Annotated in this window: 14 protein-coding genes; 12 read left to right on the top strand and 2 right to left on the bottom strand. The window is 62.6% G+C overall.

The features are described 5' to 3' along the window. Window positions 1-3 precede the first annotated feature (3 nt). Window positions 4-519, bottom strand: coding sequence for a DUF2062 domain-containing protein (locus tag HKK54_RS01950; RefSeq protein WP_169386021.1), 516 nt, complete (start codon window positions 517-519; stop codon window positions 4-6). 147 nt (window positions 520-666) lie between these two features. On the opposite strand from HKK54_RS01950, the gene HKK54_RS01945 reads away from it, so the two are divergent. The 10 genes from HKK54_RS01945 (at window position 667) to HKK54_RS01900 (ending at window position 9,207) form a co-directional block, all read left to right on the top strand. Further along, window positions 667-2,958, top strand: coding sequence for a DNA internalization-related competence protein ComEC/Rec2 (locus HKK54_RS01945; protein ID WP_169389232.1), 2,292 nt, complete (start codon window positions 667-669; stop codon window positions 2,956-2,958). A gap of 31 nt (window positions 2,959-2,989) precedes the next feature. Then, window positions 2,990-3,625: a MotA/TolQ/ExbB proton channel family protein gene (locus tag HKK54_RS01940; protein ID WP_010165826.1), complete on the top strand. Its 636-nt coding sequence runs from the start codon at window positions 2,990-2,992 to the stop codon at window positions 3,623-3,625. Further along, the gene (locus HKK54_RS01935) at window positions 3,622-4,050 is read left to right on the top strand and encodes an ExbD/TolR family protein (RefSeq protein ID WP_169386020.1); all 429 of its coding nucleotides are present in this window, start codon (window positions 3,622-3,624) and stop codon (window positions 4,048-4,050) included. Before HKK54_RS01940 ends, HKK54_RS01935 begins: the two co-directional genes overlap by 4 nt. Then, window positions 4,050-5,060: a tetraacyldisaccharide 4'-kinase gene (lpxK, locus tag HKK54_RS01930; protein ID WP_169386019.1), complete on the top strand. Its 1,011-nt coding sequence runs from the start codon at window positions 4,050-4,052 to the stop codon at window positions 5,058-5,060. Before HKK54_RS01935 ends, lpxK begins: the two co-directional genes overlap by 1 nt. Before the next feature lie 24 nt (window positions 5,061-5,084). Beyond that, window positions 5,085-5,270, top strand: a complete 186-nt coding sequence (locus tag HKK54_RS01925) for a Trm112 family protein (RefSeq protein WP_003174668.1) — start codon at window positions 5,085-5,087, stop codon at window positions 5,268-5,270. Beyond that, window positions 5,267-6,031 (top strand): 3-deoxy-manno-octulosonate cytidylyltransferase, encoded by a 765-nt coding sequence (kdsB, locus tag HKK54_RS01920; RefSeq protein WP_169386018.1) that lies wholly within the window; start codon window positions 5,267-5,269, stop codon window positions 6,029-6,031. The genes HKK54_RS01925 and kdsB overlap by 4 nt, the downstream gene beginning before the upstream one ends. Continuing rightward, window positions 6,031-6,495 carry a low molecular weight protein-tyrosine-phosphatase gene (locus HKK54_RS01915; protein ID WP_010165863.1) on the top strand — a complete coding sequence of 155 codons (465 nt, stop codon included), beginning with the start codon at window positions 6,031-6,033 and terminating at the stop codon, window positions 6,493-6,495. The genes kdsB and HKK54_RS01915 overlap by 1 nt, the downstream gene beginning before the upstream one ends. Next, window positions 6,492-7,511: a UDP-N-acetylmuramate dehydrogenase gene (gene murB / locus HKK54_RS01910; protein ID WP_169386017.1), complete on the top strand. Its 1,020-nt coding sequence runs from the start codon at window positions 6,492-6,494 to the stop codon at window positions 7,509-7,511. The genes HKK54_RS01915 and murB overlap by 4 nt, the downstream gene beginning before the upstream one ends. A 125-nt stretch (window positions 7,512-7,636) precedes the next feature. Next, complete coding sequence (locus HKK54_RS01905; RefSeq protein WP_169386016.1) at window positions 7,637-8,623, top strand: XdhC family protein; 987 nt, start codon at window positions 7,637-7,639, stop codon at window positions 8,621-8,623. Continuing rightward, window positions 8,620-9,207, top strand: coding sequence for a nucleotidyltransferase family protein (locus tag HKK54_RS01900; RefSeq protein WP_169386015.1), 588 nt, complete (start codon window positions 8,620-8,622; stop codon window positions 9,205-9,207). The genes HKK54_RS01905 and HKK54_RS01900 overlap by 4 nt, the downstream gene beginning before the upstream one ends. Window positions 9,208-9,273: 66 nt before the next feature. Here HKK54_RS01900 and rne read toward each other — a convergent pair whose 3' ends face one another. Then, complete coding sequence (gene rne / locus HKK54_RS01895) at window positions 9,274-12,528, bottom strand: ribonuclease E (RefSeq protein ID WP_178120969.1); 3,255 nt, start codon at window positions 12,526-12,528, stop codon at window positions 9,274-9,276. Between the two features lie 738 nt (window positions 12,529-13,266). Between rne and rluC the strand changes: the two genes are divergently transcribed. Next, a complete protein-coding gene (rluC, locus tag HKK54_RS01890) occupies window positions 13,267-14,226 on the top strand; it encodes a 23S rRNA pseudouridine(955/2504/2580) synthase RluC (protein WP_004371325.1) in 960 nt (319 codons plus the stop codon). Beyond that, entirely contained in the window at window positions 14,213-14,875 is a 663-nt protein-coding gene (locus tag HKK54_RS01885; RefSeq protein WP_169386013.1) for an HAD-IA family hydrolase, read from the top strand. The genes rluC and HKK54_RS01885 overlap by 14 nt, the downstream gene beginning before the upstream one ends. Window positions 14,876-14,886 lie beyond the last annotated feature (11 nt).

The following is a 14,886-nucleotide window of genomic DNA, read 5'->3' as shown; positions in this document are numbered from 1 at the left end:
GGCCTACAGCCTGCGCTGTTTGCGTCGTTTCCACTGGCGGGCCACCCACCAGCGCCAGTAGCCCATGGTCAGGCAATACCCCAGCGCCGCCATCACCAGCCCCAATACCACCGAGCCCAGCAGGAAGGGTTGCCAGAGCGTCGACAACTGCCCGCTGATCCATTCCCAGGTCAACTCATCGGGCAGGCTGCGGGGGGGCACGTTCATCAGCCAGGCGCCGGTCATGTAGGTGCAGAAGAACACCGGCGGCATGGTCAGCGGGTTGGTCAGCCAGACCAGGCTGACGGCAATCGGCATGTTGCCGCGCACGCTGATGGCGAGGACCGCGGCCAGCAGCATCTGCAAGGGAATAGGGATAAATGCCGCGAACAGGCCCACCGCCATGGCCCGCGCGACCGAATGCCGATTGAGGTGCCAGAGGTTCGGGTCATGCAGCAATTTGCCGAGAAAGCGTAAGGACTTGTGTTCCCGAATGCTGGTCGGATCGGGCATGTACCGTTTGAATAAGCGCCGTGGCATAAGGGGTCCAGGTCAGTTCGAGGGGCAAGTATGCCCGCATTCTACGAACGGGAAATTCAGACTTTGTGACAAATAATAATAGGCCGCATCGGTAGCCCGGCTAAGACTCATTGGGTCGCTTTCAAGGAAAGATCCATGAGAACAGGGATGTTCGCACTGGCGTTGGGGCTGCTCGCCTTGCGCTTTTTACCCGCGTTGCCGTCCAGCGGCTGGTTGCTGTTGATACCGGTGCTGGCCCTGATGCTGTTGCCTTTTCGCACCTATCCGCTGGCGTTTTTCCTGCTCGGGTTGGGCTGGGCGTGCCTCAGTGCGCAGTGGGCACTGGATGACCGGCTGGCGCCGCGTCTGGATGGCCAGACCCGTTGGCTGGAAGGGCGTGTGACCGGGCTGCCGCAGCAGACGGCTGACGGTGTGCGCTTCGAACTGACCGACAGCCGGTCACGCAAGGACCTGCTGCCCAAGCGTATTCGGGTGTCGTGGCGCGGCGGGCCGCCGGTTCAGAGCGGCGAGCGCTGGCGGCTGGCCGTCACCCTCAAACGTCCTTCCGGCTTGCTCAATACCGAGGGCTTTGACTATGAAGCCTGGCTGCTGACCCAGCGGATCGGCGCCACCGGCTCGGTCAAGGACGGCCAGCGGCTGGCGCCTGCGCGACATGCCTGGCGCGACGGGATTCGCCAGCGGCTGCTGGCGGTGGATGCCCAGGGGCGAGAGGCGGGCCTGGCAGCGTTGGTGCTTGGGGATGGTTCAGGCTTGGCCGCCGAGGATTGGCGGGTTCTGCAAGACACCGGCACCGTTCATCTATTGGTGATTTCCGGCCAGCATATCGGCCTGCTGGCGGGGTTGATCTATGGCCTGGTCGCCGGTCTGGCGCGCTACGGGTGTTGGCCGAAACCCTTGCCGTGGCTGCCCTGGGCCTGCGGGCTGGGGTTCGCCGCCGCGCTGGGCTACGGCTTGCTGGCGGGCTTCGAGGTGCCGGTGCAAAGGGCTTGCGTGATGGTGGGATTGGTCCTGCTGTGGCGGCTGAGGTTTCGCCACCTGGGGATCTGGTGGCCGCTGCTCTTGGCGCTGAACGCAGTGCTGGTCCTCGAACCGCTGGCGAGCCTGCAACCGGGGTTCTGGCTGTCTTTTGCGGCCGTCGCGGTGCTGATCCTGGCGTTCAGCGGTCGACTGGGCCCCTGGAGTGCCTGGCAGGCCTGGACCCGTGCCCAATGGTTGATTGCCATCGGTCTGTTTCCGCTGCTGCTGGTGCTCGGCCTGCCCATCAGCCTGAGCGGGCCGCTGGCCAATCTGGTGGCGGTGCCGTGGATCAGCCTGGTGGTATTGCCCCTGGCGCTGCTGGGGACGGCGTTATTGCCGTTGCCTTATATAGGTGAGGGTTTGTTGTGGCTGGCGGGCGGCACGCTGGATTGGCTGTTCAACGCCCTGGCGCTGCTGGCGCAGTACGTGCCGGCCTGGCTCCCGGCCCAGGTCCCCGTGGGGTTATGGCTGGTCAGCGTGTTGGGGGCAGTCCTGTTATTGCTACCCAAGGGCGTCCCGTTTCGACTGTTGGGCTGGCCGATGTTGCTGCTGGCGGTGTTTCCACCTCGGGAAACGGTACCTCACGGGCGGGTCGAGGTGGTGCAACTGGATGTCGGCCAAGGGTTGTCGATCATCCTGCGTACCCGCAACCACGTGCTGCTGTATGACGCCGGGCCACGGTCCGGCGAGTTCGATCTCGGCGCTCGTGTCGTACTGCCCGCGTTGCGCAAGCTGGGTGTCACCGGGCTGGACCTGATGCTGCTCAGTCACGCCGACGCCGATCATGCCGGTGGTGCGTTGGCTGTCGCCCAAGGGCTGCCGATCAAGCGTGTGGTGGGCGGTGAGACCGAGCGGCTACCGGCGGCGCTCGGTACTCAAGCGTGTGTCAGCGGCGAGCAATGGGAATGGGATGGCGTGACGTTCGAATTGTGGCAATGGCCTGATGCGACGGACGGTAACCAGATGTCCTGTGTGTTGCGGGTGCAGGCCAATGGCGAGCGGTTGTTGCTGACCGGGGATATTGACCGGGAAGCCGAGCGGGCATTACTGGCCACGCCTTTGGGCGCCCCTGTCGATTGGTTGCAGGCGCCCCACCATGGCAGTCGCAGTTCGTCGTCGGGGCCATTTCTACAGCGCCTCGCGCCCAAGGCCGTTTTGATTTCACGGGGTCGCAGCAATGCCTTTGGCCACCCCCATCCTCAAGTGCTGGAGCGTTACCAGGCGGTGGGCGCTGCGATTTACGACAGTGCCGAACAAGGCGCGCTTCGCCTGCAACTGGGCTCCTTCCAGCCGCCCGTGGCCGCGCGCAGCCAGCGGCGTTTCTGGCGTGAGCACCTGCCGCAAAACAGCGTTACCAAAGACCGGCCCCTGCGACAGGATGCGCTGGGGCAGGCCAGCCCTTCCACCGGACCCTTATGGTAAAGTGGCGCACTTTTTCAAGGGGACATTCACTGTGTGGGAATTGGTCAAATCCGGCGGCTGGATGATGTTGCCGATCATTTTGAGTTCCATCGCCGCACTCGGCATCATCGCCGAACGCCTGTGGACCCTGCGTGCCAGCCGTGTAACACCTGACCACCTGCTGGGCCAGGTCTGGGGCTGGATCAAGAACAAGCAGCTCGACAAGGCAAAACTCAAGGAGCTGCGGGCCAACTCACCCCTGGGTGAAATCCTCGCCGCCGGCCTTGCCAACTCCAAGCATGGTCGCGAGATCATGAAGGAATGCATTGAAGAGGCCGCCGCCCGGGTCATCCATGAACTGGAGCGCTATATCAATGCCCTGGGCACCATCGCCGCCATGGCGCCCTTGCTCGGTCTGCTCGGCACGGTGCTGGGCATGATCGATATTTTCAGCTCCTTCATGGGCTCGGGCATGACCACCAACGCCGCAGTGCTGGCCGGTGGTATTTCCAAGGCCCTGATCACCACGGCGGCGGGCCTGATGGTTGGTATTCCTTCGGTGTTCTTCCACCGGTTCCTGCAACGGCGCATCGACGAACTGGTGGTGGGCATGGAACAGGAAGCCATCAAGCTGGTGGAGGTGGTGCAGGGCGACCGTGATGTGGACCTGGTTGAGGGCAACGCGTGAAATTTCGCCGCAAGCAACGGGAAAACGTTGATATCAACCTGGCGTCATTGATCGACGTCGTGTTTATCCTGCTGCTGTTTTTTGTCGTCACCACCACCTTTACCCGGGAAACCCAGCTGCGGGTCGACCTGCCGGAAGCCGTCAGCGGCTCGCCGGCGGAAGACCAACAGGCCAAGCAACTGGACATCGCCATCAGTGCCGACGGCGTGTTCTCGGTGAATAACCAGCTGCTGGAGAAAAACGACCTGGCCAGCCTGATGGAGGCACTGCAGAAAGAGTCGGGTGGCGATACCAGCCTGCCACTTTCCATCAGTGCCGATGGCAACACCAAGCACCAGGCCGTGATCACTGCGATGGACGCTGCCGGCAAGCTCGGCTTCAGCCATTTGCGCATGACCACCGTCGAGGCGGCGAGCCAACCCTGATGGCCATCACCGATCGTTTGCTCAAGGCCTGGTACGAAGGCCATCCGGCGCTGGCGTTGCTGCAGCCGCTGGAATCCCTCTATCGCGGTGTAGTGCAGCGCAAACGTGCGCGGTTCCTGGCGGGCGAGGGCGAGATCTATCAGTCGCCGGTGCCGGTTGTGGTCGTCGGTAATATCACCGTCGGTGGCACCGGCAAGACCCCCCTGATTCTTTGGCTGATCGACCATTGCCAGCGCAGCGGCTTGCGCGTCGGCGTGGTCAGCCGGGGTTATGGCGCAAAACCGCCACAATTTCCATGGCGCGTTGAAGCCAGTGATACCGCTGCGGTGGCGGGGGATGAACCGCTGTTGATCGTACAACGCAGCGGCGTACCGCTGATGATCGACCCCGACCGCAGTCGCGCCGTAAAAGCGCTGCTGGCCAGCGAAACCCTGGATCTGATTCTTTCCGACGACGGCCTGCAACATTACCGCCTGGCCCGTGACCTGGAGCTGGTGTTGATTGACGCCGCCCGTGGGCTCGGCAATCGCCGTTGCCTGCCGGCGGGCCCGTTGCGCGAGCCGGCCGAGCGTTTGCAGAGCGTCGATGCGCTGCTTTACAACGGCGCAGGCGCTGACCGCGAGGATGGCTTTGCCTTCCGTCTGCTGCCCACCACGCTGGTCAACCTGCACACCGGCGAGCGCAAACCCGTGGATCACTTTCCGGTGGGGCAGCAGGTGCATGCGGTGGCCGGCATCGGTAACCCGCAACGTTTCTTCAACACCCTTGAAACGCTACACTGGCGCCCAATACCCCATGCTTTTGCCGACCACGCGCCCTACAGCGCCGAGGTCTTGAATTTCACACCGGCACTGCCGTTGGTCATGACTGAAAAGGACGCGGTGAAGTGCCGCGCCTTTGCCAGGCCCGACTGGTGGTACCTTGCGGTGGACGCGGCACCGTCACCGGCGTTTGTCGCCTGGTTCGACACGCAGTTGATGCGCTTGCTGCCCGCCCGCCTTTTGCCTTAAAACGCTGCTCTCCAGGACACACTCATGGACACCAAACTGCTCGATATCCTTGCTTGCCCGATCTGCAAAGGCCCGCTCAAGCTCAGCGCCGACAAAACCGAGCTGATCAGCAAGGGCGCCGGCCTGGCTTACCCGATCCGTGATGGCATTCCGGTAATGCTCGAAAGCGAAGCCCGCACCCTGACCACCGACGAGCGCCTGGATAAATGACCACCGCCTTCACCGTTGTCATCCCGTCCCGCTACGCCTCCACTCGCCTGCCCGGCAAACCGCTGCAGCTGATCGGCGACAAGCCGATGATCCAGCTGGTGTGGGAACAGGCCTGCAAAAGCAGCGCCGAGCGGGTGGTGGTAGCCACCGATGATCCGCGCATCATCGAGGCCTGCAAACGCTTTGGCGCCGAAGCGGTGCTGACCCGTGAAGACCACAATTCCGGCACCGACCGCCTGGCCGAAGTGGCCACCAAGCTGGGGCTGGCGGCCGACGCCATCGTGGTCAACGTGCAAGGCGACGAACCGTTGATTCCGCCCTGCGTGATCGATCAGGTCGCAGCCAACCTGGCAGCCCATGGCGAAGCCCGCATGGCGACCCTGGCCGAGCCGATTGAAGACATCGAGACCCTGTTCAACCCCAACGTGGTGAAAGTGGTCAGCGACATCAATGGCCTGGCGCTGACCTTCAGCCGCTCCACCTTGCCGTGGGCGCGGGATGCATTCGCCAAACAGCCTGACGTGCTGCCGACTGGCGTGCCTTACCGCCGCCACATCGGCATTTACGCCTACCGCGCCGGTTTCCTGCATGACTTCGTCAGCTGGGGTCCGTGCTGGCTGGAAAACACCGAATCCCTGGAACAACTGCGGGCCCTGTGGCACGGCGTGCGCATTCACGTGGGCGATGCCCTGGAAGCGCCCCCGGCCGGTGTCGACACCCCTGAAGACCTCGAGCGCGTCCGTCGCCTGCTGGGGGCCTGATGCAGGTTCTGTTCGTCTGCCTGGGCAATATCTGCCGTTCGCCCACGGCAGAAGGCGTGTTGCGTCACAAACTGCGTGAAGCCGGCCTAGCTGATCAGGTTGAAGTGGCGTCGGCCGGCACCGGTGAATGGCACGTCGGCAACCCGCCGGACAAGCGCAGCCAGCGAGCGGCGCTGCAGCGTGGCTACGACTTGTCGGCCCAGCGTGCACAGCAGGTGTCGCGTGCGGACTTTTCCCGCTACGACCTGATCCTGGCCATGGACCAGAGCAACCTGCGCAACCTCAAGGCCATGCAGCCGGCCCAGGGCAAGGCGGACCTGGACCTGTTCCTGCGCCGTTACGACTCGGTGGTGGATGAGGTGCCGGACCCTTACTACGAAGGCGACCAGGGCTTCGAAACTGTCCTCGACCTGATCGAGCGCGCCTGTGACTTGTTGGTGATTGAATTGAAGGGCCGGTTATGACGTTGCAGGTGCAGGCACAGGTTTCCCTCAAGCCGTTCAACAGCTTTGGCATCGACGTGCGTGCCCGGCTGTTTGCCGAGGCCCACAACGACGCGGACGTGCGTGAGGCGTTGGCCTACGCCGCCGGGGAACAGCTGCCATTGCTGGTGATTGGTGGTGGCAGCAATTTGCTGTTGACCCAGGACATCGACGCGCTGGTGCTGCGCATGGCCAGCCACGGCATTCGGGTAGTGCAGGATGAAGGCGTGCACGTCGTGGTCGAAGCCGAAGCCGGCGAAGCCTGGCATCCCTTTGTACTGTGGACGTTGGCCCAGGGCTTTTCCGGCCTGGAAAACCTCAGCCTCATTCCGGGCACGGTTGGTGCCGCACCAATGCAGAACATCGGCGCCTACGGGGTGGAGATCAAGGACGTGTTCGCCGGCCTGACTGCCCTCGACCGCCAGACCGGCGAGCTGCGGGATTTCAGCCTGGCCGAGTGCAACTTTGCCTACCGCGACAGCCTGTTCAAGCACGAAACCGGCCGCTGGCTGATCCTTAGGGTGCGCTTTGCCTTGAGTCGCGCCGTGCACCTGAAGCTTGAGTACGGGCCGGTGCAACAGCGCCTGACCGAGCAAGGCGTTACGCAGGCCACCCCCAGCGACGTCAGCCGGGCCATTTGCAGTATTCGAAGCGAGAAGCTCCCGGACCCGGCGGTGCTCGGCAATGCTGGCAGCTTCTTCAAGAACCCGCTGGTGTCCCAGGCGCTGGCCGCCGAGTTGCAGCGTCAATACCCGGACTTGGTGGCTTACCCCCAGGCCGACGGGCAGATGAAACTGGCCGCCGGCTGGCTGATCGACAAGGCTGGCTGGAAGGGCTTTCGCGAGGGAGACGCCGGTGTGCATCGCTTGCAGGCACTGGTGCTGGTGAACTACGGCGCGGCCACCGGCCAGGACATTGCCGGCCTGGCGCTACGTATCCAGCAGGACATCGAAAAGCGTTTCCAGGTTGTGCTGGAAATGGAGCCCAATCGCTATTGAACTAAGCTTGTTTTTTGACGCACCAAGCCCTGCATTGCAGGGCTTTTTTATTTCCGCTGAGTTAACTTAGCTGACTATCAATATTTTTATCAGCTCATGGAAGATTGGCAGGAGGCGAACGCCTGATGGACAGTGTCGATCTGAATGTATTGCGCAGCGTGCTGGAATGGCGCCGCGCCGGGCAGCGGGTGGTGCTGTACAGCGTGGTCCAGACGTGGGGCAGCGCGCCGCGCCCACCGGGGGCCATGCTGGCCTTGCGTGGCGATGGGGTGGTGATTGGCTCGGTGTCGGGCGGGTGCATTGAGGACGACTTGATCGCCCGTTTGCAGGATGGCCGGTTGCCTGATGACGGGCCGCCTGTACAGCTCGTGACCTATGGCGTAACCCGCGATGAGGCCGCAAGGTTTGGCCTGCCCTGTGGCGGCACCTTGCGCCTGACGGAGGAGCGGGTGGGCGATCCGGGTTGGGTCGCTGAACTGCTGGCGCGTTGCGAGGCGCACGAGATAGTCGCCCGCGAGTTGGACTTGGCCACCGGTGAGGTGGTGCTGAGCGGTGCGAGCAAGACCGATACGGTCACCTTCGACGGTGACCGATTGCGAGCGATTTATGGCCCGCGCTGGCGCCTGCTGCTGATCGGCGCGGGCCAACTGTCACGCTATGTGGCGGAAATGGCGCGGTTGCTGGATTTCGAAGTGCTGATCTGCGACCCGCGCCAGGAGTTTGTCTATGGCTGGGAAGAGCAACACGGGCGCTTTGTGCCGGGCATGCCGGATGAAGCGGTGCTGAATATCCAGACCGATGAACGCACCGCCATCGTCGCGCTCACCCATGACCCGCGCCTGGATGACATGGCGCTGCTGACGGCCCTCAATTCCAAGGCGTTCTATATTGGCGCCCTGGGTTCGCGGGTCAACAGCCAGAAACGCCGGGAGAACCTTGCGGCGCTGGGGTTGAGTGCGGAGGCCATTGCGCGGTTGCATGGCCCTATCGGCCTGCATATCGGCAGCCATACGCCGGCGGAGATCGCCTTGTCGTTGATGGCAGAAATCGTCGCCATCAAGAACGGGATTGATCTGTTGCAGAAAAAGCCGTTGCAGGCAGTAGTCAGTTGACGGGCGTCACCGCGATCATCCTGGCGGCGGGGCAGGGCAGTCGTTTTCGGGCCGAGGCGGGCGCGGATCAGGACAAGTTGCTGGCGCCTTGCGTGGGCCGGGATGGCATCACGCGGCCGGTGATCGAACAGGTGCTGGTGAATTTGCCGCCGACGGTTAGCAGGCGTTGGCTGGTGACGTCGCCGGATCGCACGGAGGTCATCCGGCTGGCAAAAGTGCACCGTTGCGAAGTGCTGCTTTTGCGCTCGCCGGGCATGGGCGACAGCATCGCCGCGGCGGTGGCGGCCAGCGGGCCGTCTGCTGGCTGGTTGGTGGTGCTGGGAGATATGCCGTTCATCCTGTCCACGAGTATCGAGCAGGTGATGGCAGGCCTTGAAGAAGACGATATCAGTGTGCCGGTGCACGCAGGCCAGTACGGGCATCCCGTAGGGTTTGGCCGTTCGTTCGGCCCGGCGTTAATGGCGCTGACGGGTGATCGTGGAGCAAAGCCACTGTTTGCCCATGCGTCGCTAAAGCAAGTGGCGGTAGATGATCCCGGTGTGTTGTGGGATGTGGACGTGCCGGCTTTGCTGAGCTATCGCTAGCTGATGGGCAGACATAAAAAAGCCCCGCCTGATCACTCAGGCGGGGCTTTTTAGTGGCCGATGGAATCAGACGAGGGGTTTAGGCTCGTGCTCTTCTTCCAGGGCTTTAGGCTGGTGCTCTACCACTTCTTCAACGGAACGCACGTTCTCGTCGACGACAGGGGCAGTGTGCTCAACCACGGCCTCGGTAACCGGAGCAGGAGCTGCTTCGACCACTTCAGCGACGGCTGGAGCTGCTTCGGCAGCGGCCTTGGCAGCAGCGGCAGCTGCTTCAGCTTCCTTGCGACGACGACGCACTTCACGCGGGTCGTTCGGCGCACGACCGTTTTCGGTCAGGGCGCTGACCGGAGCGGCTTCAACCACCGGAGCGGCGACTTCGGCAACCACGGGTGCTTCAACCACGGGTGCAGGCTCGGCAACAACGGCAACCGGTTCCGCGGCGACAACCACTTCAGCGACGGGCGCTGGAGCTTCCTCGACGACGGGAGCCGGCGCTGGAGCTTCGACTACTTCAGCCACTGGAGCTGGCTCGGCGGTCCACTGGAAGGCGGTCTGTTCTTCGCGAACCTCACGCACTTCCGGGGTTGGCTCGGCAACCGGTGCTTGAACAACCGCTTCAACCACTGGCTGTGGTTCAACCACAACCTCAGGCTCGGCAACCACTTCAGCGACAGGCTGAGGCTCGCGAACTTCACGAACGTGACGAACCGGCGCGACTTCCACTTCCGGAACAGTTGGCGCTTCGACCGGAGTCGTAGCTTCAACCACCGGGGCTTCGACGACTGGCGTCTCTACCACTGTGTTTTCCTGGATGGCAGCGGTAGCGGCTTCAGCTTGCTCGTTGGCTTGGGCTTCAGCAGGCGCGCTGATGACCGAGCTGGCAACCGCAGCGGTGACGGCCAGGCCGGCAGCCAGTTCGGCGCCAGTCGGTTCGCCGGTAGCGGCTGGGGTAGCTTCGCCGGTCTCTTCCGAGCCTTCGATTTCATTGCCGTTGGCGTCACGTTGACGCTCACGACGGTTGCTGCGACGACGCTGACCACGGGAGCGGCGGCGTGGACGATCGCCTTCGGCGTTCTCCTGGCCGTCTTCCTGTTGCTGATCTTCGTTGGACAGCAGCTCTTCTTCTTCACCGGCAACAGCAGCCTGCTCGGCACGTGGTTGACGCTCTTCACGAGGAGGGCGTGGCGCACGTTCTTCACGAGGCTGACGAGCTGGACGTTCTTCAGCAGTGGCAACGGTGGCAGCAGCAGCGGCTACAGCAGGAGCTGCGTCCAGCGGCTCACGCAATTCACGCACGCGTTCTTCACGCTCGCCACGTGGCTTGCGGTCTTCACGCGGGGCGCGTGGAGTGCGCGGTGCACGTTCTTCGCGCGGAGCACGCTCTTCACGGGCTACGACTGGCGTTTCTTCACGGGCTTCGCGCGGCTGGCGCTCTTCACGTGGGGCGCGTTCTTCGCGCGGTGCACGTTCTTCACGAGGCTTGCGCTCTTCGTCACGGCGACCGTTGCGATTGCGGCTCTGCTGACGACCGTTGCGACGCTCTTCGTTGCGTGCAGGGCGTTCAGTCACAGGCTTCTCGACCACAACCGGAGCAACCGGCTCTTCCTTGGTGGCGAACAGGCTGACCAGTGACTTCACCAGGCCCTTGAACAGGCTTGGCTCAGGCAGGGCAGCAGGCGCTGCAACCGGAGCAGCAGCTTCAACCGGAACCGGTGCGTTGGCACGGGCTGGCGCGGTCTTGACGGCGGCTTCCTGGCGAACCAGGGTACGGGTCGCAGCGGCTGGCTGGACTTCTTCCACTTCGGCAGCGGCCGCAGCGATTTCGTAGCTGGACTGATTGACGTGGGCTTCCGGGCTGTCATCACGCAGGCGCTGCACTTCGAAGTGCGGCGTTTCGAGATGATCGTTCGGCAGGATGACGATGCGGGCACGGGTGCGCAGTTCGATCTTGGTGATCGAGTTGCGTTTTTCGTTGAGCAGGAACGCAGCGACCGGGATCGGCACCTGGGCGCGCACTTCGGCAGTGCGGTCTTTCAGGGCTTCTTCTTCGATCAGGCGCAGGATCGCCAGCGACAGCGATTCAACGTCACGGATGATACCGGTGCCGTTGCAACGCGGGCAGACGATGCCGCTGCTTTCGCCCAGGGATGGACGCAGGCGCTGACGGGACATTTCCAGCAGGCCGAAGCGCGAGATACGGCCGACCTGTACGCGGGCACGGTCAGCTTCCAGGCATTCGCGGACTTTCTCTTCCACGGCGCGCTGGTTCTTGGCCGGGGTCATGTCGATGAAGTCGATCACGATCAGGCCGCCGATGTCACGCAGGCGCAGTTGGCGGGCGATTTCTTCAGCCGCTTCCAGGTTGGTCTGCAGGGCGGTTTCTTCGATGTCGCTACCCTTCGTGGCGCGCGCCGAGTTGATGTCGATGGACACCAGGGCTTCGGTCGGGTCGATCACGATGGAGCCGCCGGAAGGCAGTTCGACCACGCGCTGGAAAGCGGTCTCGATCTGGCTTTCGATCTGGAAACGGTTGAACAGCGGAACGCTGTCTTCGTACAGCTTGATCTTGCTGGCGTACTGCGGCATCACCTGGCGGATGAAGGTCAGGGCTTCGTCCTGGGCTTCAACGCTGTCGATCAGCACTTCGCCGATGTCCTGGCGCAGGTAATCGCGGATGGCGCGGATGATCACGTTGCTTTCCTGGTAGATCAGGAACGGCGCGGAACGATCCAGGGACGCTTCTTTGATAGCGGTCCACAGTTGCAGCAGGTAGTCGAGGTCCCACTGCATTTCTTCGCTGCTGCGGCCCAGGCCGGCAGTGCGCACGATCAGGCCCATGTCGGCCGGAGCGATCAAGCCGTTCAGCGCTTCACGCAGTTCGTTGCGCTCTTCGCCTTCGATGCGACGGGAGATACCGCCGGCACGCGGGTTGTTCGGCATCAGGACCAGATAGCGGCCAGCCAGGCTGATGAAGGTGGTCAGGGCCGCGCCCTTGTTGCCACGTTCTTCTTTTTCCACCTGAACGATGACTTCCTGGCCTTCGCTCAGGACGTCCTTGATGTTCACGCGGCCTTCAGGGGCTTTCTTGAAGTATTCGCGGGAGATTTCTTTGAGGGGCAGGAAGCCATGGCGCTCGGAGCCGAAATCGACAAAGGCAGCCTCAAGGCTTGGTTCGATACGAGTAATCCGGCCTTTATAGATGTTGGCCTTCTTTTGCTCGCGTGCACCGGACTCGATGTCCAGGTCGTAGAGGCGTTGGCCGTCTACCAGTGCAACACGCAACTCTTCGGGTTGAGTTGCGTTAATCAGCATTCTTTTCATGTTGTACCGTCGGTTTCCGGGCTGCCGGAAACGGCGTTCGGCACACACGACTTCTCACGGTCGGTGTCAGGTGCGTCAAGAGTGGTTGGCCACTCCAGTGTCCAGCAATACCCGCCAAAATGGGCGATATCGCGACGTACGCTTCCTGCTTGCTGTGGTGACTTAAGCACTCAGTCAGGAGGAGGAATCAACCGGCGACTGTGGACGAGATGAAGCGTCTAAATATAAGCCTAGTGCTACACGGTCCGACGGTTGTGCATCTCCACCCTACACGTATCCCTGATAATTCGGGTGCTGCCGCGCGCAGAATCCGCAGCGGGTTGGCATTTACCGTGTTCTCCAATGGGGAGAACACGCTCATGGCTAAACAAGACCGGGTGTGGGCGACTGTGCTCTCACTCAGCTCGTAACAGGCGTTGTTTCCGAAGCATTCGCCGTGGTCTGGCTCAAGACTGACTGCACTTTGTGAACTGGCCGTAAATATCGGCGCAAAAGGCGAGTAATCACTCTGCTTTTTGCACTCGCTTCAGGCCTCATGTCACCTGCGCTTGTTACAATCTTGAGCCTTCCAGGGTGGCGAAAGCCCCGTAGGACGGCCTCGCGTCCTGATGAATTGCGATGGTCAGGGCCGGCAGTTTGCCGCTAGTCCTCTGTCCAGGCCGCTTTTGGCGGCGTTCGCGACTATAGCAGCAATGATTAAGTGCTTCAATTCCATAAAAAATTGTTATCATCGCCGCCATGACGACTACCGCCCCCCAGACCCCCAGCGTCCAGCTGCTTGAGGTCTCGCCGGAATATGCCGGCCAACGCATCGACAACTTTCTTCTGGCCAGGCTCAAAGGCGTGCCCAAGACCTTGATTTACCGCATTTTGCGTAAAGGCGAAGTGCGCGTGAACAAGGGCCGGATCAAGCCTGAGTACAAGCTGCAGGCGGGCGATATCGTCCGTGTGCCGCCAGTGCGGGTGCCTGAGCGGGACGAGCCCGTCCCTCTGGCCCAGGGCCTGTTGCAGCGCCTTGAAGCGTCGATTGTCTTCGAAGACAAGGCGCTGATCGTGATCAACAAGCCTTGTGGCATCGCCGTTCACGGCGGCAGCGGCCTGAACTACGGGGTGATCGAAGCCTTTCGTCAGTTGCGCCCGGACGCCAAGGAGCTGGAGCTGGTCCACCGTCTGGATCGCGACACTTCCGGCCTGCTGATGATCGCCAAGAAGCGCAGCATGTTGCGCCACCTGCATGCCGCCCTGCGCGGTGATGGCGTGGACAAGCGCTACATGGCGCTGGTGCGCGGCAACTGGGCAACCTCGATCAAGAGCGTCCGTGCGCCGCTGCAGAAGAGCAACCTGCGTTCCGGCGAACGCATGGTCGAGGTAGACGAGGAGGGCAAGGAGGCGCTGACCCTGTTCAAGGTGCTGCGCCGTTTCGGTGACTTCGCGACCATGGTCGAGGCCAAGCCGGTCACCGGCCGTACCCACCAGATTCGTGTGCACACCTTGCATGCAGGCCACTGCATCGCCGGCGATACCAAATACGGTGACGAGGATTTCTCCAAGGAAATTCGCGACCTGGGTGGCAAGCGCCTGTTTCTGCACGCCTACATGCTCACCGTGCCGCTGCCCGATGGTGGCGAATTGAAGCTGCAAGCGCCTGTCGATGAGATGTGGGCCAAGACCGTGGAGCGCCTGAGTGTCGCACCCTGACTACAAGCTGCTGATCTTCGATTGGGATGGCACGTTGTGTGATTCCATTGGTCGGATTGTCGAGTCGATGCACGCTGCGTCGACCCGTTCCGGTTACGCGCTGTGCGACGACCTGGCGGTCAAGGGCATTATCGGCCTGGGCTTGCCGGAAGCGATCCGCACCCTGTATCCGGAGATTGGCGACGAGGAGCTGATAGCGTTTCGTCAGCACTACGCCGATCACTATATGGCGCTCGACGCCCAGCCTTCGCCGCTGTTTGAGGGCGTGGCCCAGGCCATGGAGGCATTTCGCGCCGAGGGTTATCACCTCGCGGTGGCGACCGGCAAGGCCCGTCGCGGCCTGGACCGGGTGCTCAAGGCCCATGGCTGGGAAGAATATTTCGACGCAACCCGTGCAGCGGATGAAACCGCCAGCAAACCCCATCCTCTGATGCTCGAACAGATCCTCGCTCAGTGCGGTGTGTCGCCTCGGCAGGCGTTGATGGTGGGAGATGCGTCGTTCGACCTGATGATGGCGCGCAATGCTGGCATGGACTCGGTGGCGGTCAGCTACGGCGCCCAGTCTGCCGAGGCGTTGCAGGCGTACGAGCCGAGACTGACGATTGACCGTTTTTCTGAATTGCAGGCCTGGCTCAGCCGGGCCCATTAAGTCTCTGCTGG

Source organism: Pseudomonas sp. ADAK13 (genome assembly GCF_012935715.1).
GTDB lineage: Bacteria > Pseudomonadota > Gammaproteobacteria > Pseudomonadales > Pseudomonadaceae > Aquipseudomonas.
The sequence above is the reverse complement of the archived record's forward strand: the minus strand, read 5'-3'. Positions and strand labels throughout refer to the sequence as shown.

Excerpts from the sequence above, each read along its gene's own strand:
- lpxK (WP_169386019.1), top strand. The coding sequence starts at position 4,050 with ATGGCCATCACCGATCGTTTGCTCAAGGCCTGGTACGAAGGCCATCCG.
- kdsB (WP_169386018.1), top strand. The coding sequence starts at position 5,267 with ATGACCACCGCCTTCACCGTTGTCATCCCGTCCCGCTACGCCTCCACT.
- rluC (WP_004371325.1), top strand. The coding sequence starts at position 13,267 with ATGACGACTACCGCCCCCCAGACCCCCAGCGTCCAGCTGCTTGAGGTC.
- HKK54_RS01915 (WP_010165863.1), top strand. The coding sequence starts at position 6,031 with ATGCAGGTTCTGTTCGTCTGCCTGGGCAATATCTGCCGTTCGCCCACG.
- murB (WP_169386017.1), top strand. The coding sequence starts at position 6,492 with ATGACGTTGCAGGTGCAGGCACAGGTTTCCCTCAAGCCGTTCAACAGC.
- HKK54_RS01945 (WP_169389232.1), top strand. The coding sequence starts at position 667 with ATGTTCGCACTGGCGTTGGGGCTGCTCGCCTTGCGCTTTTTACCCGCG.
- rne (WP_178120969.1), bottom strand. The coding sequence starts at position 12,528 with ATGAAAAGAATGCTGATTAACGCAACTCAACCCGAAGAGTTGCGTGTT.
- HKK54_RS01950 (WP_169386021.1), bottom strand. The coding sequence starts at position 519 with ATGCCACGGCGCTTATTCAAACGGTACATGCCCGATCCGACCAGCATT.
- HKK54_RS01925 (WP_003174668.1), top strand. The coding sequence starts at position 5,085 with ATGGACACCAAACTGCTCGATATCCTTGCTTGCCCGATCTGCAAAGGC.
- HKK54_RS01905 (WP_169386016.1), top strand. The coding sequence starts at position 7,637 with ATGGACAGTGTCGATCTGAATGTATTGCGCAGCGTGCTGGAATGGCGC.